This is a genomic window from Maribacter sp. 4G9 (assembly GCF_002742265.1).
GTDB lineage: Bacteria > Bacteroidota > Bacteroidia > Flavobacteriales > Flavobacteriaceae > Maribacter.
In genome coordinates this window covers 49,681-71,296 of record NZ_MDGL01000161.1, presented here as the reverse complement: position 1 = coordinate 71,296, position 21,616 = coordinate 49,681, and the positions used below count along the sequence as shown (strand labels likewise).

Here is a 21,616-nt window from a genome sequence, read left to right as displayed (position 1 = left end):
TTTCTATGAACAAGCCACTTTGGCTCTTTCTGCTTCTTTGTCCTTTCTTTTACAACAATGTTTTTTCTCAGGAAAAATTTACTTTAAGCGGTGTAATTACAGAGGAATCCAGCAATGAGACTCTCATAGGCGTCACAATAGCCTTTCCAAGTTTAGGAAGTGGAGTTACCACGAACGAATATGGTTTTTATTCCATCACCCTACCTAAAGGAGAATACCAAGCGGTGGTAAGCTATTTGGGATTTAGGGACATCGTTCAAGACATTTCCTTGGGTAAGGATATGAAAATGGACTTTCAACTATCTGAGGAGGCTGAACAACTTCAGGAAGTGGTAGTCACTGAGAACGTGGAAAAGTTGGATATTAGGAAACCTCAAATGAGCGTGAATACGCTTTCTGTTGGAACGATAAAAAAAATCCCCGTAATACTTGGAGAAGCCGATGTAATAAAGTCCATTTTGTTGTTACCAGGAGTCACCAATGCTGGCGAGGGTGCATCGGGTTTTAATGTGAGGGGAGGTTCGGTCGACCAAAATTTGATTCTTTTGGATGAAGCGATCATTTTTAATTCTTCCCACCTATTCGGCTTTTTTTCTGTGTTCAACCCAGACGCTATTAAGGATATCAAATTGTACAAAGGAGGTATTCCCGCCAGGTACGGCGGCAGGGTATCATCTGTTTTGGATATTTTCCAGAAGGAAGGGAATAGCAAGGAATTTAAAATGAACGGCGGTATCGGTGCCGTGGCGAGTCGGCTTCTATTGGAGGGTCCCATTATAAAGGACAAAGCCGCATTTCTCATTGGAGGAAGGGCTTCGTATGCCCATTTGTTCCTTCCCTTGTTCGATTTGGACAATACGGCCTATTTCTATGACTTGAACACCAAGCTGAATTACAGAATAAATGAAAATAACAATATTCTTCTTTCCGGGTATTTCGGTAGGGATGTATTTGGTATTAGCGATAGCTTCGTAAATACCTACGGAAATGCGGTTGGGAACTTTAGATGGAACCATCTTTTTTCGGATAAGTTATTCTCCAACCTCTCCTTGATTTATTCCGATTACTACTATGGACTAAAATTGGATTTTGTGGGCTTCAATTGGAACTCTGGCATAAGAAACTTCAACGTCAAATATGACCTAAAGCACTACCTGAACGATAAACTCCAGGTCAATTATGGCTTAAATAACATCTATTACCAGTTCAATCCGGGTAAGATAGAACCCAGTAATGAGAACTCAGGGATTCTAGAAGAGCAATTAATTCAAAAATATGCCAATGAATTTGCGGCCTATGTCGATTTGGAACATAGGTTAACGGATAATCTTAGTCTTGGTTATGGACTTAGATTCAGCTATTTTAATCGATTGGGGCAAGATGAAATTAATGTCTATGCAAATAATAACCCAGTAAATTTTGATCCACTTTTATCTATTTATCAGGAAGCGGACCCTATTTCCCTTGCCACACCCGGGAGAAATGAAAGTCTGGCCAAATTCACAAATTGGGAACCCAGAGTATCAATGTCCTATACCTTAACGGAGGATAGCTCCATTAAAACGAGCTACACACGTTTAGCCCAATATCTGCACCTTTTATCAAATACCGCGTCCCCTACTCCTTTGGATGTTTGGACACCCAGCGGTCCATTTGTAAAACCCCAATTGTTGGACCAATACGCATTGGGCTATTTTAAAAGCTTCAAAAACGATGACTATAGTCTGGAAACCGAAGTCTTTTATAAAGATGTGCAAAATAGAATTGACTACATTGATGGGGCAAACCTAATTGCCAACAATTCCATAGAGCAGGTTATTCTAAATGGAGAAGCGAGGGCCTATGGACTTGAACTTCTATTCCGAAAAAATGAAGGTAAATTTCAGGGATGGTTAGCCTATACCCTATCCAAATCAGAACAGCGAACTCCTGGTAGGTCCATTAGCGGAGCAAATACTGTAGAAACAGGTATTAATAATGGAAATTGGTACAATACCCCATTTGATAAGACGCACGATATTTCCTTATTTGCAAGTTATGATTTAAACGAAAAATGGAGCTTTAACACCAATTTTGTCTACCAAACGGGACAACCTACCAATTATCCAGTGGGGCAATTTGAGTTTCAAGGACTCACGGTACCTTACTACGGACAAAGAAATGAGCAGCGATTGCCTGATTATAACCGATTGGATATTTCAGCGAGTCTCACCCCAAGAAAGAACAAAAACAGAAAAATAAAAGGGGAATGGGTTTTTAGTATTTACAATGTTTACAACCGAAGAAATGCCGCTTCCATCAATTTTAGAAGAAATGACGATACTGGTGCAAACGAAGCGGTCAGAACTTCTATCTTCGGAATCGTTCCCGCAGTAACCTATAATTTTAAACTATAAGTAATGCAAAGATTTTTTTATTGCTTATTGGCCATAACCTTTCTACAATCTTGCGAAGATGTGATAGAAGTCGATTTACCCATGGAGTCTCCGCGTATATCGGCCGATGCTATAATCAGATTGGACACATCGGCATCTGAATCCACTGCTCAAATAAAATTGAACCTGACCAGCTCATTTTTTGAAGATCTCGACCCTGTTTCCAATGCTGAAGTAATTATTAGGAATCTTGATTTTATATCGGATGATGTCCTGGAGAGTAATGACATCATCTTGGAAGAAGTATCCCCTGGAATATATGAAGCCACAAGGAATACATCCTTTTTTACATCGGGACAATTGGCTCTATTTATAAATTTCAATAGTGAGCGTTACTATGCCACAACAAGTTTTGTGCCTACATCACCCATAGAATCCCTGGTCCAAGGCGAAGAAACATTGTTTACCGGAGACGAAACTGAGATTATTATAAGTTTTACGGATGATGGTACACGTGACGATTTTTACATTTTTGATTTTGGATTTAACGAATATCTGGTTACCGAAGACGAATTCTATCAAGGACAGCGGTTTGAGTTTTCCTACTTTTATGATGACGTTGAACCCGAACAAGAAATGACCATAAGTATATTGGGAGCAGATGAATCCTTCTATAATTATATGAATCAAATTATTGTTCAAGCAGGTGGGGACCAAGGCCCCTTTCAAACTCCAGCGGCCACGGTAAGGGGAAATATCTTTAACGTGACAGGCGTTGAGAATCCTGAAGATCTCGAATCCATTGGACAAACGAACAGTTTTCCTCTAGGATATTTCGCCGTGGTACAGGAATATAAAAATACTATTACTATAGAATGAGAACGGACAAGGAAATGATGGTACAGGGCATAAAAAAGTTGGCCCTTACCGTATTTTTAATGTTTTTGGCCCCAATCGTTATTTGGCAAGCCTTTAAGAACGAGGAACATCCCCTTTATTGGCCTGTCCTTGTCATTGGCCTGATATTGGCCATTTATGCCATATATTCCGGTTTTAAAGGTATCCAAACGATAGTTGACGCTCTTTTTGGAGGTAAGGGAAGGCTGAAGGACTAATTGCCCGGGTTATTCTTCACGACCGGCTTTTTCCACTTATTGTAAAGTTTATTATAATCATAATCCAAAACCGTTTCTTGACGCTCCAATTGACCCGCCGCAAAGGCCCGTTGCAGAATGTCCTCTATGAGATAATCCTCCTCTATTTCATCAGGATGGAACTCCTCTTTAATACTTATTTTAAAGAGCTTTGCGGTTGTATTGTACCAAAAAGCCCTCCAACCATTTCTCAGTTCCTTTACCAAATCAAAAGCCGTGGTGCCCGTTTGTCTGTATATCAATTTCACCAAAATCTGCCCCTCCGTTCTGGTCAGCTTTTTTAATTCTTCGGAAAACTCTTCTTCAATATACTTTTGAACCTTTCGGGTATATTTTTTACGTTTTCTGGTTTTTGTAATCGTTGTAAGGCTGTCGTTCAGTTCCACCAAACGCTCTGCAGCCAATTTGGCATATGGATAAACCTTATGGGTCTTGCGCCGTAAGATGTAATACCTCAGTTTATCATCATAGGAGGAAAATTGAAGTTTACCAAAAACGTAGGCCTCTTCCAAGGAAATGGAACTCTGAACTATGGAATCCCCTGCCAGAATGATCAACTGCTCAGAAATCGAATCCAGTTCCTGCTCTTCTACCTGTCCTACTGCTTTCACAAAGAACATGAGGAAAACAAACATTAAAAAACTATTCCTTATCATAGTTATTATTTGTACAAAAGCCTTGCCAAAATTAACGATAATTGATTCAGCATATTATTAAAAACAAGTGAATATTGTTAAGTTTGCAGACAACTTTACAAAGTAGGATTTGCGGATAATTTCTAAGACTTCATTTGAAAATTGTACGCGACTTTGAAAGTTTGAATCTTGAGTATCGAGTTAAAAAATTATATATGGCGAACAAAACTATCATTACCAAAAAATCATTGGATTTTTTTGAAAAGTATCTAAACAACGCAGCACCTACCGGTTATGAATGGGAAGGACAAAAGCTTTGGATGGACTATTTAAAACCTTATGTGGACACTTTCATTACCGATACGTATGGAACTGCCGTAGGCGTCATAAATCCCGATGCAAAATATAAGGTCGTCATAGAAGGCCATTCCGATGAAATATCGTGGTATGTAAATTACATAACCGACAACGGGCTTCTTTATGTGATCAGAAACGGAGGCAGTGACCATCAGATAGCCCCCAGTAAATGGGTGAACATACACACCAAGAACGGTATTGTTAAAGGCGTTTTTGGATGGCCCGCGATACACACCCGAAAAAACGATAAGGAAGAACCACCCAAATTGGATAATATCTTTATCGATATAGGTGCAAAGGACAAGGAAGAGGTAGAAAAAATTGGAGTCCATGTGGGCTGTGTCATTACCTATCCGGATACGTTTCAAGTATTGAACGGTGATAAGTTCGTATGCAGGGCCATAGATAACCGTGCAGGAGGATTTATGGTTGCCGAGGTTGCCAGGCTATTACATGAAAACAAACAGCAACTTCCTTTTGGTTTATACATTACCAATTCTGTTCAGGAGGAGATTGGTTTACGCGGTGCCGAGATGATTACACAGACCATAAAACCGAACGTCGCCATTGTTACCGATGTTTGTCACGACACCACGACACCCATGATTGAGAAAAAGACACAGGGCCATACGGAAATTGGCGCTGGACCTGTGATTTCTTATGCCCCTGCCGTACAGAACAAACTGAGGGAACGGATTATTGAAACCGCAGAGGCCAAAAAGATACCTTTCCAAAGATTGGCAGCCTCCCGGATGACCGGAACAGATACGGATGCCTTTGCCTATAGTAACGGAGGTGTTGCGTCCGCATTGATTTCCTTGCCCTTACGTTACATGCATACTACTGTGGAAATGGTTCATAAGGACGATGTTGAAAACGTGATACGGCTGATTTACGAAACGCTTTTAAATATTAAGGAAGGTGAAACCTTCAGTTATTTTGATTAGGCCCCTGCTAAATCCTCCCCAATGGGGAGGACTTAAAGCAAGCGGCAATAAATACATCTAGGCGCAAACAAGAATCCAAGCCTGTCAGGTTTTAAAAACCTGACAGGTCCATCATCCGTTTTTCGTATACTTCCATTCATATGGACGAACTCATAGACATTTTGGATGCGAATGGAAATCCTTTGGGGGTTTCCCGAATGAAATCTGAAGCACATCGGGAGGGACTTTTTCATCCTACCGTTCATATTTGGTTTTTTTCTGCCGATGGAAGGATTTTGATACAGCAAAGAGGAAAGCACAAGGACACCTACCCTCTACTTTGGGACGTTTCCGTGGCGGGTCATATTGGTGCAGGTGAAAATATAGAGAAATCGGCCGTAAGGGAGGTATCTGAGGAAATTGGTCTAAAAATAAGACCTTCTGATTTGCAAAAGATTGGGGTATTTAAATCGGTTCAAAAACATTCTGAATCACTGATCGACTGTGAGTTCCATCATACATTTCTAGCCGAATTACGAGTGTCTTTGGAAGATCTTTCCAAACAGGAAAGTGAAGTGGGCGACTTAAAATTGATATCCATCATCCAATTAGAAGAAGAGTTAGGCAATGAGGAGACATTAAAAAAGTACGTACCCCATTCATTGGATTATTACAAAACTATCTTATCCGAGGTCAAAAAGTTATTGTAAACCTCCTATGAACGTTTCCACTTTAGAAAGCGCATAGGTCGTTTGTTTACCGGTTTCCATATGTTTTACCACGAAAGAGTTGTTGTTCAACTCTTCCGTTCCCAATAAAATCACATAAGGGACTTTTCGGTTATTGGCGTATTTGAACTGTTTGTTGATTTTAGCATCGGATGGATAGATATCCGCCTTTATGCCATGCTTCCTTAAAACCGTAGTCAGCTTTAGTGCCGCCAATCCTTCCTTAGCACCAAAATTTAAACACAGCACATCCAATGAGCGATCTATGGCTTCGGGGAAAAGTCCCAACTCCTCCATAACCAAATAGATTCTGTCCAAGCCAAAGGAAATACCTACTCCGCTAACATTGGGTAACCCAAAGATTCCTGTAAGGTCATCGTATCTACCACCTCCGCCGATCGATCCCATAGAAACTCCTTCTGGAGCACCAACCTCAAAAATAGCACCCGTATAATAGTTGAGACCTCTGGCCAAAGTAACATCAATGACCAATTTTGCGGATTGCAAACCTAAGCTAGTAATGGTCTCCATAATAAACCGAAGCTCTGAAATACCTTTGCTACCTTCTTCGGAGTCTTTAAGCAACTCTTCCAGCCTATCCAATTGGTCTGCATTACTGCCGGTTAAATTAAATAAAGGCGATGCTTTTTGAATTGCGGACTCAGAAATGCCCTTGGAAAGCATTTCCTTCTTAACACCGTCCTCCCCTATCTTATCCAATTTATCCAAGGCTACGGTGAAATCTATCAATAAATCCTTGGCCCCTATCACTTCAGCAATACCTGCAAGAATTTTACGGTTGTTCAATTTTATGATAACCCCTTCCAATTTTAAATCGTTGAATACGGTATCATACAACTGAATCAGTTCTACTTCCTGCAGCAAAGAATCGGAACCAACGACATCGGCATCACATTGGTAGAATTCCCTAAATCGTCCTTTTTGAGGCCTATCCGCGCGCCATACAGGCTGTATCTGATACCGTTTAAACGGAAAGTCCAGCTCGTTCTGGTGCATGACCACATATCGGGCAAAAGGTACGGTTAAATCATATCGTAGGGCTTTTTCAGATATACCAGGAGTTATTTTATTAGAATCCCTTGAATTGTAAAGAGAGTCATCCACTTTGCTCAAAAAATCACCCGAATTCAATATATTAAAAATCAAACGGTCACCCTCATCCCCATACTTACCCATTAAGGTTTCAGAATTCTCAAAAGAAGGCGTTTCAATAGGTTGAAAACCAAAGGTTTGAAAATGCTTTTTTATAATATCAAAAATATAGTTTCGTTTTATCACCTCAGAAGGTGAAAAATCGCGGGTTCCTTTGGGTATGGATGGTTTTTGTGCCATGGATATTCTATGTGTTGCAAATATAAGTCTCCCCTTAATCCCTTCCAAAGAAGTGGAAATACAATCTGAGAAACCAATTCTCCCCACTTGGGTTAGCTAGAGGGGGATCCCTTTGGGGGTCAGGGGGCTACGATAACTTTATCAAACCACTGATATAATTCTCCTTTGGTTATTACGGCCCCTTGCTTAATCAATTCAAATTTATCTTGGTTAGGGTCGTCCGTGTATGCCTTGGATGCTGTCATATAGTCCACGAAATCAGATTGCCAATTCTTTCTGAACCAATCAAAACCCATCTTGGTAGTCAAATCTATTTCTGGATTCAAAACTTTAACCGCAATCAGTTTCATTTCCTTATCGGTCAAGTGAAACAGGTTCATTTCTTGATCTGAAATATTCTCCAAGAAGGCAATTTTTGTCAGTACGCCTTCCCATACCAAATCGCTGAATATGTCCAATTCCTCTTCTGCTACTTCGGGCCTGTTTTGCTTTATATCATCCCATTCTGTCTTATCGATTGACTGCGTTGCCAAAAAGTTAATGAATTCAGGATGAAGCTCTTCCAGTTGTTCCTTTGTAAGTCTGGTATATTTCATTCTTGTAATTAAAAGTATGAAACAAATAAGCCCTTCAGTTTCCTGAAAGGCTTATGTCCAAATTTATAATCGTATTAGTTCTGCTCCGCGACAACCTCAAAAGGGAAATCAACAACGACCTCTCTGTGAAGTCTAATCTGGGCATTGTAGGGTCCGGTTCTTTTAACGGAACCACCTTGAATGCTAATGAACTTCTTATCGATAGTATGTCCTTCCTTTTCAATTGCATCCGCCAAATCAGCATTGGTTACTGAACCGAACAATTTGTCGCCGGCCCCGGCCTTTGCAGCAATTTTCAAGTCCAAGGCCTTTAGTGCCTCAGCAGTTTTCTTAGCAGCATCCACAACTTTCTTTTCTTTGTGGGCTCTCTGCTTTAAGGTTTCGGCCAAAACTTTTTTAGCCGAAGGAGTTGCCATGGTCGCCAAGCCCTGAGGAATAAGGTAGTTTCTACCGTATCCGTTCTTAACGCTTACCAAGTCATCTTTAAAACCTAAATTTTCTACGTCTTCCTTTAATATAAGCTCCATGATTCTTTTCTTTTCTTTTAATAAATCACCAACATATGGCATTAGCGCCAAATGACGAGCTCTCTTCACCGCCTGAGCTACTTTTCGTTGATACTTCAAGGAAGTACCTGTAAGTCTTCTGGGTAATAACTTACCTTGCTCGTTCACCAATTTCATTAGAAAGTCGGCATCCTTGTAATCAATATATTTGATACCGGATTTCTTGAACCTACAATATTTCTTTTTTGAGTTGGTCTCTATGTTTAACGGGGTAAGATATCTTATCTCCCCATCTTTTTTTCCTTTTGCCTGTTGTTGTAATGTTGACATAGTACTTAAGCTTTAGCAGTTTTGTTTCTTGTTCTTCTCTTTTCTGCCCACGCGACGGCATGTTTGTCCAATTTTACGGTCAAAAAGCGCATGACGCGTTCATCTCTCCTAAACTCCTGCTCGTAAGGCATAACGACCTCACCGGTGCTAGTAAATTCGAACAAGTGGTAAAAACCACTTTTTTTATTTTGGATCGGATAGGCCAATTTTTTTAGGCCCCAATTCTCCTTGGCGACCATTTTGGCGCCATTGTTAATTAAGAAATCCTCGAATTTCTTAACTGTTTCCTCTATCTGTACATCAGATAGAACGGGATTTAAAATGAAAACAGTTTCGTAATGGTTCATATTATATTTATTTAAAAGGAGTGCAAAAATAGATACTTTTTTTCAATAATTATAAGAAATGAAGAAATTCTTCGTTATAGCTAGGAAGAAATTTTTTAAAAGTATAAACCAAATCTTAATAACTTATGATCATTGCCATCTATACAATAAGAAAAGCATTGTTTACATCTTTTGTTGCAGTTGACCGTGTTTTTTCGGTAATTTGTCGATGATTTAACCCCACAAATCAGCCCTTATGAAGTTAAGAAGTATTATCGTTGACGATTCGTCCATGCAGCGTATGGCGGTCGCCAAGTTGGTAAACAACCACCCAAACCTAGCTATGGTGGCAGAGTACAGCAACGCCATCGAAGCCAAAAACGGCATTAAGAACAATGAAATCGATTTGATCTTTTTAGATGTTGAAATGCCTATTATCACCGGATTCGACCTACTTGAATCCTTGGACAACAGTCCCCAAGTAATTTTGATTACCGGTAAACCGGATTATGCCCTAAAGGCTTTCGATTACGATGTAACGGACTATTTGCACAAACCCATTACCATGGCGCGTTTTGATGCTTCCGTAAAAAGAGCGGTTGCCAAATACGAGCAAATGCACAGGGTGAACGAAGACGAGGAACATATCTTCGTTAAAAGCAACCTGAAGAAAAGAAAGGTCATCCTAAACGATATTAAATGGATCGAGGCTCTGGGAGATTACATCAAATTGGTAACCGATGAAGCCAACATTGTAATTTTATCAACAATGAAATCTTTTGAAAAGCAATTGCCAGAAGATAAATTCCTGAGAATTCACAAATCCTATATCGTGAACTTGGAAAAAGTTGAAAAATTCAACAGTAAAAATGTTGAAGTGAGCGGCCGTTCGATTCCTTTAAGTAGAAACAAGAAAACGGAATTGGCCGAAGCCCTAAGCAATGTTTAAAAGTTGCTTATGAAATAAGAATACATTGATTAAACCGCCCAAAAGGCGGTTTTTTTATATGTGGTCCACATTGTAGATTACACGTACGCTTCTAAATAAGCTCACGGATTTGAATGTTTTCTCAATTCTTTTGATATTTTTTTTGGTTTTGCCCAACGATTCACTTTTATCGATCTTGATTAGTATATTCTTCAAATACTGATTTCGTATTCTGGAGATCGACGGAAATTCAGGACCCAATACCGTTCCTCCAAAATGAGTTTTCAGGGCCCCGCTAAACCACTCGGCTGCCTCATTGAGCGTATTATAATTTTTGTGTTTAAAGGTTATTTTTATAATCCGATTTAAAGGCGGATACTTATACTGCTCCCTTTCATATATCTGTTCGGTGAACATGGTTTCATAGTCTCCCGTGGTCACTTGTTTCAGGATTTGATGATACGGATTATAGGTTTGAATGATGACCTTTCCCCTTTTCTGGGTACGCCCTGCCCTACCCGATACCTGGGTCAACATTTGGAACGTTCGTTCATGCGCACGATAATCCGGGAAATTAAGAAGTGAATCAGCGTTCATAACCCCTACCAAACTTACGTTCCTAAAATCCAGCCCCTTTGTTAGCATTTGGGTGCCCACCAATATGTCCAGCTCTTGTTGTTCAAATGAAGTGATGATCTTTTCATACGCATGTTTGCCTCGGGTGGTATCCAAATCCATTCTTCCTACCTTGGCTTCGGGAAAAAGCTTTTTCACCTCTTCCTCCACTTGTTCCGTACCAAATCCCTTAGTATCCAGTTCCGGACTACCGCAGGCGGCACAGCTTTCCGGTAGGGCGGTATGGTAACTGCAGTAGTGACATCGAAGTTGGTTTTTATATTGATGGTAGGTCAAGGTAACGTCACAATTGGAGCATTGGGGCGTATGGCCACAAGTTAGACACTCTAGAACCGGGGCAAAGCCCCTTCTGTTTTGAAAAAGTATGATTTGCTCACCATTACCCAGGCTTTTTTCAATTTCCTCCAATAATCGTTCGGAAAAATGGCCTTTAACCCTTTTTTTGCGAAGCGCCTCCTTAAAATCAACCAATTCCATATCGGGCATGAGCACATTACCAAAACGCCTGTTTATTTCGGCGTAGCCATATTTTCCCAGCTTTGCATTATAATAACTTTCAATACTGGGCGTGGCAGAACCCAAAAGAATATTGGCCTTGTGCAGGTTTGCAAGAACAATGGCCGCATCCCTCGCATGATATCGCGGAGCAGGATCAAATTGCTTGAAGGACCCCTCGTGTTCCTCATCCACGATAATCAATCCCAAATTGTCAAACGGCAAAAACAAGGATGATCGCGCCCCGATCACAATTTGAGCTTTTTCAGCCCCTTTTAATACGTTGTTCCATACCTCTACCCGCTCCTGAATGTTGTATTTGGAATGAAACACCGAAATACGTTCACCAAAATAATCCTGTAACCTGGAAATCAACTGGGTGGTGAGTGCGATTTCGGGCAGTAAATACAGTATCTGTTTGCCCTTCCCAAGATATTCACTGATCAATTGCACGTACACTTCCGTTTTACCCGATGATGTAACCCCCTTCAACAAGGTTACCTTATCTTCTTCAAAAGATCTTTTGATATTGGCCAAGGCCTGTAATTGATATACATTCAGACTTTTTACCTCAGAATTTTCTTCCCCCTCAAAACGGACACGGTCCATTCGAATATGATCTTCCTCCAAGATTCCCTTATCTACCAAAGAACCGATGACCGCTTTTGAGGCATTGCTGTACTTTTCCAAATCCGTTATGGAAATCGGTTTTTTGCTATTTCCCTGTAATTGGAAAAAGGAAAGTACCACCTGACTTTGTTTTGGGGCCCTTGAAAGGGTTTCCAGTAAAGCTTCCAAGGCGTCATCGGACAAATAGTCTTTACCCAACTTTACATACTTAACAAGTTTGGGCTTGTACTGTTCGTATATTTCTTCCTTTAAATAAATGATGTTTTTATCCAAAAGTCGGTTTAATACCGGAAGCACATTTTTACGTTCCACTATTGCCGATACTTCATGGACCTTCAAGGTAGATTGATGCTGCAATGCCTCAAAAACCAAAAACTCATCATCCTTTAATTGGGATTCTTCTACATGGGTAGAATCGTTTCTTATAATTAAGGTCTCGCTTTCCAGCAAAAATGCAGAAGGTAAAGCACTGCGCATTACCTCTCCTAGGGAACACATGTAGTAATTAGCGATCCATTCCCAATGCCTAAGTTGTAGATGATTGACCAAGGGAACTTCATCCAAAATCTGGTCTATTTCCTTGGCCTCGTACGCATTTGGTGGGACATTGTGTATAGTAAGAACGAGGGCCGTATATATTTTTGACTTTCCGAACGGAACAGCCACACGCATACCCGGAGTTAAAAAATCCGCTTCATCTGGAGTAACGCTGTAAGTGAATTGCCGCTCCAGGGGAATGGGAAGTATGACGTTGACAAAATACTCCATAAAAATTATCCTTCCACCCTGATCCACGTTTGGGTCCGGTATAAAAACGCCAAATACCCACGGACCTTTAATTCATCTTTATTATCTGGATTCAGCCAAATTCTAAAGCGGAACGTCATGGCTTGCTCCGGATCAAAAAGGTGTTTTCCCTTCCATTCCCCGTCATGATGCCGCTCCCCTTCCTTTATTATTTCCATGCCCACAATGGGCTCGTCCTTTAGATCTCCTTCGCATTTAATACAGACCATATCTTCTTTTCCCTCCTCCAGAATTTTTTCTACATAACCGTACATTTGTCCGTCCTTCTTATATATATTGATGATTCCCTTAGGTTTTCCCGTTCGGTCATCGATAGTTTTCCATTTTCCAAACACGGTCTGGGCCGTCAATAAATGAACACCGCTCAAAAAAAATAGGAATACTAGTACAACTCTCAATTGTATCATTCTTTCTTGCTTATTTTACGTAAGGAATTAAGCGATGCATTCAGCTCAAACCCAAGGAGCAAGATATTGGAATTTAACCATATGTAGACCATTAAAATCAATAATCCCCCCAAGGCACCATAGAGTTCATTATATCTTGCAAATTTTTCCACATAAATTCCGAAGAGATAGGACGTCAATAAAAACAAAACCGTGGTAACCAATGCCCCAATTGAAAAAAATCGTGCCTGTTTACCCTCCCTAGTCCCAAAATAGTACAGAATTGCCGTGGTAAAATACGATAGTACTATAAAAAACAGCACTTTTGCAATTTGTACCCCTATAATTTCATCTTCATCCAAAACGTAACCTCCCTGCCTTGCGGCGAATTCCGTCAAATATCCCAGCACATAAAACTCAAAATAAATATAGGCCACAAAACCTACTATGATGAGTATGGCCAGAATGAGCCCCACCATTAGGGCATAAAGATACTGCCTGAAAAAATTTCGTTTAAGTTCAATGTGGTAGCTCGTCTCAAAGCCTCCAAAAATGGAATTCACCCCATTGGCCACCAAGAAAATGGAAAGTAAAAAAGAGGAGGAAAGCAGGCCGCCTCGCTTCTGATCTTTTATTTGCCTGAAAATATCCCCAAAATAATCTCCTGTGGCATTTGGTAAAAAAGACTCCAAAAAAAGTTGAAACTGCAATTCAAAATTTTCATTTTGGATACTAATGTAATCTACCAAAAACGGCACTAGGGTTACCATAAAAATCAAGAGCGGAAACAGGGCCATAAAAAGACTAAAGGAAATAGCACTTGCCCGAGAGGACAATGCTCCTTGTACTATCCCATTAATATACATTTCCAAAAGATCGTAAAGGGAAAGTCCTTCAAGTCCCGGTAATTTAATTGTCTTTAACAATCGTACTACCTTATTGATAATGGGAATTTTTTCAAGTTTTTCTTCAACCTCTAAGGACATCTAGACGGCTTTTAAACTAAGGTCCATGTTGTAAACGGAATGAGTAAGTGCTCCAGAAGATATAAAATCCACACCACATTCTGCATATGAACGTATCGTAGCTTCTGTTATTCCCCCGGAGGATTCGGTAAGACAGGTATCGCCAATAAGCCGTACCGCTTCCCTAGTATCCTCATAATTAAAATTGTCTATAAGTATGCGGTATACCCCGTCCGATTTTAAAATTTCCCTTATTTCATTCAAATCCCGCGCTTCCACGATTATTTTTAAATCCCTTCCTGTCTCCTGCAAATAGGCTTTGGTCTTATCAATTGCCTTGGAAATTCCACCTGCGAAGTCAATATGATTGTCTTTAAGCATAATCATATCATAGAGAGCGAAACGATGATTTTCCCCTCCTCCAATTTTAACCGCCCACTTCTCCAAAGCCCTAATGCCTGGAGTTGTTTTTCGGGTATCCAGAATTTTGGTCTTTGTACCTTCCAATAGATCTACAAAGGACCTTGTCTTGGTGGCAATGGCACTCATACGCTGCATCGCATTCAAAACGAGACGCTCCGCCATCAATATACTACGTGAACTTCCTTCTACGTAAAAGGCAATATCGCCATATTTTACTTTTGCCCCATCTTCCATATTCTTTTCAAATACCATGTCCATGTCCACATACTTAAAGACCATCTTTGCAAAATCTATCCCGGCGATAATCCCTTCGTCCTTGACCAATAATTTAGCCCTGCCTTGGGCATCGGCCGGAATACATGCCAAGGAACTATGGTCGCCATCGCCCACATCCTCCTTGATTGCATTGGTAATTATACCTTCCAACTCCTTTTCGAACTGCACTTGTGAAATCATATATTTATTGCTTCCTGCTAAAATACGAATCCATTTTGGGAAATTGATTTACTTTTGAAATATGACTATTAAACTTCTGGCCATAGGAAAAACAGATAGCAAAGAATTGCAAAAGCTAATTTCCATCTATCACCAACGTCTAAACCATTACATTAAGTTTGAACTGGAAATTATCCCTGACCTAAAAAAGACCAAAAGTCTATCCGAGGAGCAACAAAAAACCAAGGAAGGCGATCTGATTCTTAAATCACTTTCCAGTACAGACGTGCTGATTCTATTGGATGAAAATGGCAAACAGCATTCATCAATAGAGTTTTCCAATTATTTACAGAAGAAAATGAACTCCGGTCTAAAGCAGCTAGTGTTTTTGATAGGCGGTCCGTACGGGTTCAGCGAAGAAATACACAAAAAAGCATTGGGGAAGGTAAGTCTCTCCAAAATGACCTTTTCCCATCAAATGGTGCGATTATTCTTTATAAAACAACTTTACAGGGCCTTTACCATACTAAGGAACGAACCGTACCACCATCAATAGTCTAAAAACAAAACCTTAATAAAGAACCCGGAATTTAATGGTGTTTTCTACCTTTTTCAAAGCCTTTATAACATCCTTGTTATATTCCTTATCCAAATCGGTAATCACATAGCCCACTTCACTATCCGTAGAAAGGTATTGACTGGAAATGTTGAGCTCGTACTTGGCCAATACTTTATTGATCTTGGCCATGATACCGGGAACGTTCTTATGGATATGCAGGAACCTGTGTGCGTTATTTTGTTTTGGAAGTCTAATATTTGGAAAGTTCACGGCATCCACAGTATTCCCAGAATTGATGTAGTCCATGATCTTGTTGGGTACAAAGTCTGCAATATCCATTTGGGCCTCTTCCGTACTACCACCAACATGGGGGGTTAAAATGACATTTGGAAAGCCTTGAAGTCTGGTTTTAAAGTCACCATTACCACTGGGTTCTTCTGGATATACATCCACTGCAGCACCTCCAATTTTACCACTTTCAAGTCCATCCGCCAAAGCATCGATATCCACCACAAAACCTCTAGAAAGATTTATAAGCATGGCCCCTTTCTTCATCTGGTTGATTTCACGTTCCCCGATGAAATTTTTGTTGGCCTTGTTATCATCTACGTGAAGTGTGATTACATCGGAAACATTCAACAAATCCTCCAAGGTGCTGCATTTAATGGCATTTCCTAAGGCCAATTGGTCGTTTACATCGTAATAATACACTTTCATACCCATAGCTTCCGCCAAAACGGAGAGCTGCTTACCAATATTACCGTAACCAACAATACCTAGGTTCTTACCACGGACTTCCCTAGAACCTGCGGCTGTTTTTTGCCATTCCCCCCTGTGAAGTTCTGCACTTCTTGCAAAAACACTACGCATTAACATGATTATTTCTCCAATGGCCAATTCTACCACAGACCGTGTATTGCTATAAGGGGCATTGAAAACTACGACACCCTTTTTCTTGGCATACTCCAAGTCTATTTGAGTAGTGCCGATACAAAATGCACCAACTACCAATAACTTTTCGGCGGCGTCCAATACCTTTTGTGTAACTTGGGTCTTTGAACGGATACCCAATACATGGACATCCTTAATTTTCTCCATGAGTTCTTCCTCCGATAGGCTATGCTTTAACAGTTCTACCGAAAACCCTTCGCTTGAAAGGCTATCGAAAGCATTGGTATGCACATTTTCCAATAAAAGGATCTTAATTCTGTTCTTTGGGTAAGAAATATTTCTTGGCAAATCGTTCACAAATAAAAATTCATCTAAGTTAGGTGCAACGTGGTCCGCATTCCTTGCCGCTTTTTCTCGGTGCACGTTTTCCGTGTACGCGAAAAATTTATGTGCAATGCCAGCTTCCCGCATTACGTAATCACTATAGCCATCACCAATGACCTGGACTTCACCGTCCAAGTCCATTTGTTTTAGGCATTCTATTTTTCCGTTGTGTTGTGAGAGCACATTTTTCTCATCGAACCCAACGATATTTCCTTGCTCATCAAACTTAAAGGTATTGGCATACACCCGGTTCGATGGTATATTGTATTCCTTGACAATGGGATCTATAAACTCCTTGAATCCGCAGGAAATCACATAGATATCCTCGGCATATTTTTCAAAAAACTCCTTATTGGCCGCTATGGACTTTGAAATTTTTTGCCGCAACTCGGCCACCAGTCTTTCAAGATCCTCCTTATTTGCGTCCAAAAGCTTTAAACGGCGCTCCAGGGATTCCGTAAAGGAAATATCCCCGTCAATGCCCAAATTGGTAATCCGTTGAATCTCGCTTACAATTTCTTCCCTATTGGATTTACCTTCCAAGGTCATTTCCGCAAGGACGTCCAGTGCCTCGACCCTCGTTAAGGTACTGTCAAAATCAAAAACATATTTTCTACCCGATGCAACCATTTTGAGAAGCTTTATAAGCTATAAAGGAGTATTCAAAATCAAGTGGCAAAAGTAAAAATTAAATCGGACGTTTGTATAGCCCGATGAAAATTTCAACAAAAAGAAGCTGGATTGAATTAATTATAAAAACACCTCTTTGTATGCCGGACTGGCACTATTATAAAAACTTGAGTATTTCATCTGAAAATTCCCGTGTTTTCCAGGTACCATTATGGTCACCCGGAACTATTACCAGTTCCGATTTTTTAAATACCATTTTTAGGGCTTCTGGATTTCCATTGTCAAAATCGGTATCCCCTGCTATCACCAAAATTTCGGTCTTTATTCTTCCAAGTGCTGCCTTGCTCGTGGAAGGCTGGTACTTTTGTTGCAAATGGAGTGACCTAAAATCGGCATCTATCGATTTTGCGTAATCTACCGCTCCTTGGGTCATTTCAGCAACTTCCCCTTTAAAGGCGTTCGCGAAGGCCACTCTCCTTTCCCAATTGGGGTTTGTAAAATCGATTCCCATTCCCCCTAATACGGCCTTACTGATTCTTGCGTCTTCCATAAGAAGCTCCGCTAGAATAATACTCCCTCTAGAATAGCCAATTGCAGCGTAGTCCTGTATTTTTAAATGGTCCATCAGGAGTTTTAAATCCTGTACCTCAGCATTGTGCTGATAAAACCTTTTCTCCTGGGGTTTATCGGATTGCCCGCAGCCCCTTAGATCGGGAATAACTACCCTATATCCCTTGGATAACAAGTCTTTTTTTACCTGGGTATTGTCCCATGATTTTCCAGAGCTTAAAAATCCATGCAATAAAAGTACGGCCTCCCCAAAACCTTCATCGGAATAACTGATCTTGGTTCCATCAAAAGACGTGAAATAGTTACTCTGTGCGGTCAATAAGGAATTAGAGACAAAAAATATGATAATGAGGAAGGCTGCATTTTTCATTTTGAACTATTTGATGTTTAAGTACAAAAGCCCCGTCAAAATAGCCAGTCCAAAGCTTACCAAGGTTCCAATTAAAATATACTCCGTCAGTTTTCTACTATTGCTTTCCTTGAGGTCATTAAATCTAAAGACGGATTTTGCCGTAATCAAAAGGCCTATAGCTTCCCACCTCCCTAAAATTATAAAGGTCAAAACGAACAATCTTTCTATAATGCCAATGTATTTACCGGCATTTGGAAGCGATTTATGGTCGGTATTTATTTGGGTGGACATACCTTCCAAGAGCTTGCCCATTATAATCGCCGATGGGGAGGTTACAAATACGATAGCCAAAACAAGTGGCCAATCCAACCCGGTAATCAGGCTTAAGGTGTGTTCATACAGTTGTGGGTAATACACACAAATATATATGGCCACCAGGTGCAAAACTTGATCCAGGAAAAATGGGATGCTTTTGTTTTTGAACATTGGGTTTACATAAAGTTTGGCCATATCAATAAAAAGATGGCTAATGGTTAAAATAAGGGCAAGCCACCACTTTTGTATATCCCAAAGCACGAGCATATATAAACCAAAATGAACAAGTGCGTGCAGATACAGGTATTTGGAGCCTGCTTTGTTGGCTTCTTTATGAATGACCCACTTGGTAGGTTGCAGTATAAAATCTCCTATAAAATGTGCCAATAACAATTTTACGAATAGCTGCATGGTCAAATTTCCTTTATTACCTTTTGATAATACTCCAACAAGTCCATAACCAAATGTAATCGGGCTCTTTTTAATCTTTGGCTTACCGCAGATTGTTTTATGCCCAGTTTTTTGGCTATTTCCTTTTGGGATGCCGTTTGGTTATCCAAGACCAGTGCCATAATCTCTGCCGATACAACACTCCAATCATCCATAAAATCCAAGGACAATTGGAGCATTAAATTTAGGGTGCGGTCATAAAATTCATTTCCGGTGGCGATACTGAGGTTCACCTTTCCATCTTTGATGGATTCCAGTTTACGCCCCGAACGCTGATAGGCCGGACCGTTGGATTCACTTACCCCGGAACCTATATACGTTTCCAGACCTATTCCAATTCCCATGCGCACATCCAAATCCTTAACGGATTTTATGAGGGCCTTTATGCTTATAGCCGTTAATAAGGCGTTATCCTTGGTCACCTTTAATTGAAACTCGTCCCCCCTATAAATTTCCCAGTTCATGGGCGAGGGACCAAAACGCGCAAAGTATCCTTTTAAGATATCGACCCATTCAGAAGAATGATGCCCTTCTGAGTTTATGATATCTCCAGTGATTATCGCTATCATAATGTATTATTTAAAAAGCTAATATATTAATTTATAAGCTAAATAGATAATATTTTTGGATATTAATTATTCCGATAATTTCAAACACCATTAAAACCACCTTCGCGTAGCAATTTGGTAGGACTTAAAGTCCTTTCCAAACCGTGCCAGGAGAATTCTTTCTTCAGGGATGATCTGAAACCGATTCATATACCCAACAAAACCGGCGGCAATAAGGGTATTGAAGGCATTACCCAGGTAAAGGCCCAAAGCGAGCAAAACCATCAACAGGGCCAAGTACATTGGGTTTCTGGAATATTTATAAAGTCCGGAGGTCACCAGTTGGTTTACTTTTTCAGGATGCATGGGATCCACAGTGGTCTTATTTCTAAAAAACTGGAAGAGGGAAACCAAACCTATGAGCACGGCGCAAAACAGTAGTATGTTTGCCAAAATAAAACGTCCGAAGAAATCAAAAAAGCCCACTGGTAAAAACAAACTTACCAGATACATCACAATCGCAAAACTCAAAAAAACCAGTACAGGGGGCACTTTTAACTCCATTGCATAAAATTACTATTTTTGACGCTCATTGCCCCATAATTCAAATGATTAAATAGTTCCAAAATGAAACTTGTCTTTGCCACGCACAACCAAAACAAAGTAAGGGAGGTACAACAATTACTACCTAGTGGTATAGAATTGGTTTCACTGAACGATTTGGGTATTACCGAAGTCATTCCCGAAACTGCCAACACCTTGGAGGGCAATGCAAAACTGAAGTCGGATTACGTTTACAAAAACTACAATTTACCCTGTTTCGCGGATGATACAGGCCTGTTAGTGGACGCTCTCAACGGCGAGCCGGGTGTCTATTCCGCAAGATACGCAGGAACACGGAACGATGCCCACGCCAATATGGACAAACTATTGAAAAACCTAGCGGACAAAGAGAATCGTTCCGCACATTTCAAAACCGTAATCTCCTTAAATCTAACAGGGAAAACACTATTTTTTGAAGGCATTGTTACAGGGGAAATAATTACTTCTAAAAAAGGCGATAAGGGATTTGGCTACGACCCCATATTTAGACCAGAAGGATATAAGGAAACGTTTGCAGAACTTCCACTAGAAATAAAGAACAAAATAGGCCACCGGGGCAAGGCCTTTTCCAAACTAATCACCCATTTAAACACACACCATGCTACAAACTAAAAAAAATACGGATACGGTTGAAGTTTCGGTCGCATCAGAAAGAGCGGAAGCCGTTGGCGGCGTCCTAATTGCCTTTTTTGCGGCCCTGATGGCCATATCCCAAATGATAAACGGAGAACTGGAAGAGGAAATGATGATTGCCCATAACAAAGTTGTGAACTACTCCAGCTGGTACCAGTCCAAAAGCATCAAGGAAAGTCTTAAAGAGAGTGAGTTGGACTATTTACAGGCCTTGATGGAAACAGGCGTTGTACAACAAGAAAAAATGGGTAGCATACAAGCCAAAATAACAAACGTACAAAACCAAATAAAAAAGTATGAATCCGAAAAAACGGAAATCTTAGTAGGATCTTCAAACATTCCCAAAGATGCGTGGGCCCAAGACCTGGACGGGGAAATGGGGAAGATTGTTGGCATCAACGAATGGGAGGCCCTTGCCGAAGAATACGACTTTGCCACCAAAAAATTCGATTTGGGCATGCTTTTCTTCCAAATAAGTATCGTATTGGGTGCTGTCTGTATTATCATTTATGACAATCCACTGCTACAAAAGACCTTCATCCTTTGTATGATAGTTACCGGTATCATTGGCATTTTGCTATCAATTTACGGATATAGTCTGGCACCATAAACAGGGAAAAAGATTTATTGTACCATCTCATTAATTAGCAGTACCTTTGCCGCTTTAAATAACGCCGCTAGTATAGCATT

The 21,616-nt window shown here is 40.3% G+C and carries 23 protein-coding genes and 1 pseudogene; 9 read left to right on the top strand and 15 right to left on the bottom strand.

What is annotated here, in order from left to right; genetic code table 11:
* Positions 1–5 precede the first annotated feature (5 nt).
* From BFP75_RS16850 to BFP75_RS16840, 3 genes are read left to right on the top strand one after another with little or no spacing between them, the layout of a single operon-like run.
* Positions 6–2,396: a TonB-dependent receptor gene (locus BFP75_RS16850; protein ID WP_099546523.1), complete on the top strand. Its 2,391-nt coding sequence runs from the start codon at positions 6–8 to the stop codon at positions 2,394–2,396.
* A 3-nt stretch (positions 2,397–2,399) separates the two neighbouring features.
* Complete coding sequence (locus tag BFP75_RS16845; protein WP_099546522.1) at positions 2,400–3,254, top strand: DUF4249 family protein; 855 nt, start codon at positions 2,400–2,402, stop codon at positions 3,252–3,254.
* Complete coding sequence (locus tag BFP75_RS16840) at positions 3,251–3,490, top strand: DUF6095 family protein (RefSeq protein WP_099546521.1); 240 nt, start codon at positions 3,251–3,253, stop codon at positions 3,488–3,490. Before BFP75_RS16845 ends, BFP75_RS16840 begins: the two co-directional genes overlap by 4 nt.
* Here the strand turns inward: BFP75_RS16840 and BFP75_RS16835 are convergent.
* Positions 3,487–4,149, bottom strand: a complete 663-nt coding sequence (locus BFP75_RS16835; protein ID WP_240531818.1) for a DUF4294 domain-containing protein — start codon at positions 4,147–4,149, stop codon at positions 3,487–3,489. The two genes, BFP75_RS16840 and BFP75_RS16835, sit on opposite strands and share 4 nt — an antisense overlap.
* A 230-nt stretch (positions 4,150–4,379) precedes the next feature.
* On the opposite strand from BFP75_RS16835, the gene BFP75_RS16830 reads away from it, so the two are divergent.
* Together BFP75_RS16830 and BFP75_RS16825 are read left to right on the top strand one after the other, a co-directional pair.
* On the top strand, positions 4,380–5,468 hold the full coding sequence (locus BFP75_RS16830) for a M42 family metallopeptidase (protein WP_099546532.1): 1,089 nt from the start codon (positions 4,380–4,382) through the stop codon (positions 5,466–5,468).
* Between the two features lie 140 nt (positions 5,469–5,608).
* Complete coding sequence (locus BFP75_RS16825) at positions 5,609–6,157, top strand: NUDIX hydrolase (protein ID WP_099546519.1); 549 nt, start codon at positions 5,609–5,611, stop codon at positions 6,155–6,157.
* Here BFP75_RS16825 and hisS read toward each other — a convergent pair.
* The 5 genes and pseudogenes from hisS to rpsF form a co-directional block, all read right to left on the bottom strand.
* A complete protein-coding gene (gene hisS / locus BFP75_RS16820) occupies positions 6,149–7,528 on the bottom strand; it encodes a histidine--tRNA ligase (protein ID WP_099546518.1) in 1,380 nt (459 codons plus the stop codon). The two genes, BFP75_RS16825 and hisS, sit on opposite strands and share 9 nt — an antisense overlap.
* Before the next feature lie 119 nt (positions 7,529–7,647).
* Complete coding sequence (locus BFP75_RS16815; protein WP_099546517.1) at positions 7,648–8,124, bottom strand: DUF6495 family protein; 477 nt, start codon at positions 8,122–8,124, stop codon at positions 7,648–7,650.
* A 74-nt stretch (positions 8,125–8,198) separates the two neighbouring features.
* Positions 8,199–8,651 (bottom strand): 50S ribosomal protein L9, encoded by a 453-nt coding sequence (rplI, locus tag BFP75_RS22455; RefSeq protein ID WP_125222976.1) that lies wholly within the window; start codon positions 8,649–8,651, stop codon positions 8,199–8,201.
* A gap of 39 nt (positions 8,652–8,690) precedes the next feature.
* Positions 8,691–8,960: pseudogene (gene rpsR / locus BFP75_RS22450) on the bottom strand (30S ribosomal protein S18); the annotation flags it as partial.
* Positions 8,961–8,965: 5 nt separating this feature from the next.
* The gene (rpsF, locus tag BFP75_RS16805; protein ID WP_099546515.1) at positions 8,966–9,307 is read right to left on the bottom strand and encodes a 30S ribosomal protein S6; all 342 of its coding nucleotides are present in this window, start codon (positions 9,305–9,307) and stop codon (positions 8,966–8,968) included.
* Positions 9,308–9,542: 235 nt separating this feature from the next.
* Between rpsF and BFP75_RS16800 the strand changes: the two genes are divergently transcribed.
* Positions 9,543–10,235, top strand: coding sequence for a LytR/AlgR family response regulator transcription factor (locus tag BFP75_RS16800; protein ID WP_099546514.1), 693 nt, complete (start codon positions 9,543–9,545; stop codon positions 10,233–10,235).
* Between the two features lie 54 nt (positions 10,236–10,289).
* On the opposite strand, the gene priA is transcribed toward BFP75_RS16800, so the two are convergent.
* The 4 genes from priA to nadC are packed head-to-tail and all read right to left on the bottom strand — an operon-like array spanning position 10,290 to position 15,012.
* On the bottom strand, positions 10,290–12,743 hold the full coding sequence (priA, locus tag BFP75_RS16795) for a primosomal protein N' (RefSeq protein WP_099546531.1): 2,454 nt from the start codon (positions 12,741–12,743) through the stop codon (positions 10,290–10,292).
* A 5-nt stretch (positions 12,744–12,748) separates the two neighbouring features.
* Complete coding sequence (locus tag BFP75_RS16790) at positions 12,749–13,189, bottom strand: DUF2147 domain-containing protein (protein ID WP_099546513.1); 441 nt, start codon at positions 13,187–13,189, stop codon at positions 12,749–12,751.
* Positions 13,186–14,154 carry a YihY/virulence factor BrkB family protein gene (locus BFP75_RS16785; protein WP_099546512.1) on the bottom strand — a complete coding sequence of 323 codons (969 nt, stop codon included), beginning with the start codon at positions 14,152–14,154 and terminating at the stop codon, positions 13,186–13,188. Before BFP75_RS16785 ends, BFP75_RS16790 begins: the two co-directional genes overlap by 4 nt.
* Complete coding sequence (nadC, locus tag BFP75_RS16780; protein WP_099546511.1) at positions 14,155–15,012, bottom strand: carboxylating nicotinate-nucleotide diphosphorylase; 858 nt, start codon at positions 15,010–15,012, stop codon at positions 14,155–14,157. It lies immediately after the preceding gene.
* Between the two features lie 61 nt (positions 15,013–15,073).
* Here nadC and rlmH point away from each other — a divergent pair, with 61 nt between their 5' ends.
* Positions 15,074–15,547 carry a 23S rRNA (pseudouridine(1915)-N(3))-methyltransferase RlmH gene (gene rlmH / locus BFP75_RS16775; RefSeq protein WP_099546510.1) on the top strand — a complete coding sequence of 158 codons (474 nt, stop codon included), beginning with the start codon at positions 15,074–15,076 and terminating at the stop codon, positions 15,545–15,547.
* A 15-nt stretch (positions 15,548–15,562) separates the two neighbouring features.
* On the opposite strand, the gene serA is transcribed toward rlmH, so the two are convergent.
* The 5 genes from serA to BFP75_RS16750 form a co-directional block, all read right to left on the bottom strand.
* Positions 15,563–17,455 (bottom strand): phosphoglycerate dehydrogenase, encoded by a 1,893-nt coding sequence (serA, locus tag BFP75_RS16770; RefSeq protein ID WP_099546509.1) that lies wholly within the window; start codon positions 17,453–17,455, stop codon positions 15,563–15,565.
* Positions 17,456–17,612: 157 nt separating this feature from the next.
* On the bottom strand, positions 17,613–18,395 hold the full coding sequence (locus tag BFP75_RS16765; protein WP_099546508.1) for an alpha/beta fold hydrolase: 783 nt from the start codon (positions 18,393–18,395) through the stop codon (positions 17,613–17,615).
* A 6-nt stretch (positions 18,396–18,401) separates the two neighbouring features.
* Positions 18,402–19,103 carry a DUF3307 domain-containing protein gene (locus tag BFP75_RS16760; RefSeq protein WP_099546507.1) on the bottom strand — a complete coding sequence of 234 codons (702 nt, stop codon included), beginning with the start codon at positions 19,101–19,103 and terminating at the stop codon, positions 18,402–18,404.
* 2 nt (positions 19,104–19,105) lie between these two features.
* Positions 19,106–19,711 (bottom strand): SatD family protein, encoded by a 606-nt coding sequence (locus tag BFP75_RS16755; RefSeq protein ID WP_099546506.1) that lies wholly within the window; start codon positions 19,709–19,711, stop codon positions 19,106–19,108.
* A gap of 90 nt (positions 19,712–19,801) precedes the next feature.
* Positions 19,802–20,254: a methyltransferase family protein gene (locus BFP75_RS16750; RefSeq protein ID WP_099546505.1), complete on the bottom strand. Its 453-nt coding sequence runs from the start codon at positions 20,252–20,254 to the stop codon at positions 19,802–19,804.
* A gap of 63 nt (positions 20,255–20,317) precedes the next feature.
* Between BFP75_RS16750 and BFP75_RS16745 the strand changes: the two genes are divergently transcribed.
* The gene (locus BFP75_RS16745) at positions 20,318–20,905 is read left to right on the top strand and encodes a non-canonical purine NTP diphosphatase (RefSeq protein ID WP_099546504.1); all 588 of its coding nucleotides are present in this window, start codon (positions 20,318–20,320) and stop codon (positions 20,903–20,905) included.
* Positions 20,892–21,536: a DUF4337 domain-containing protein gene (locus BFP75_RS16740; protein ID WP_099546503.1), complete on the top strand. Its 645-nt coding sequence runs from the start codon at positions 20,892–20,894 to the stop codon at positions 21,534–21,536. Before BFP75_RS16745 ends, BFP75_RS16740 begins: the two co-directional genes overlap by 14 nt.
* The last annotated feature ends 80 nt before the right edge of the window (positions 21,537–21,616 follow it).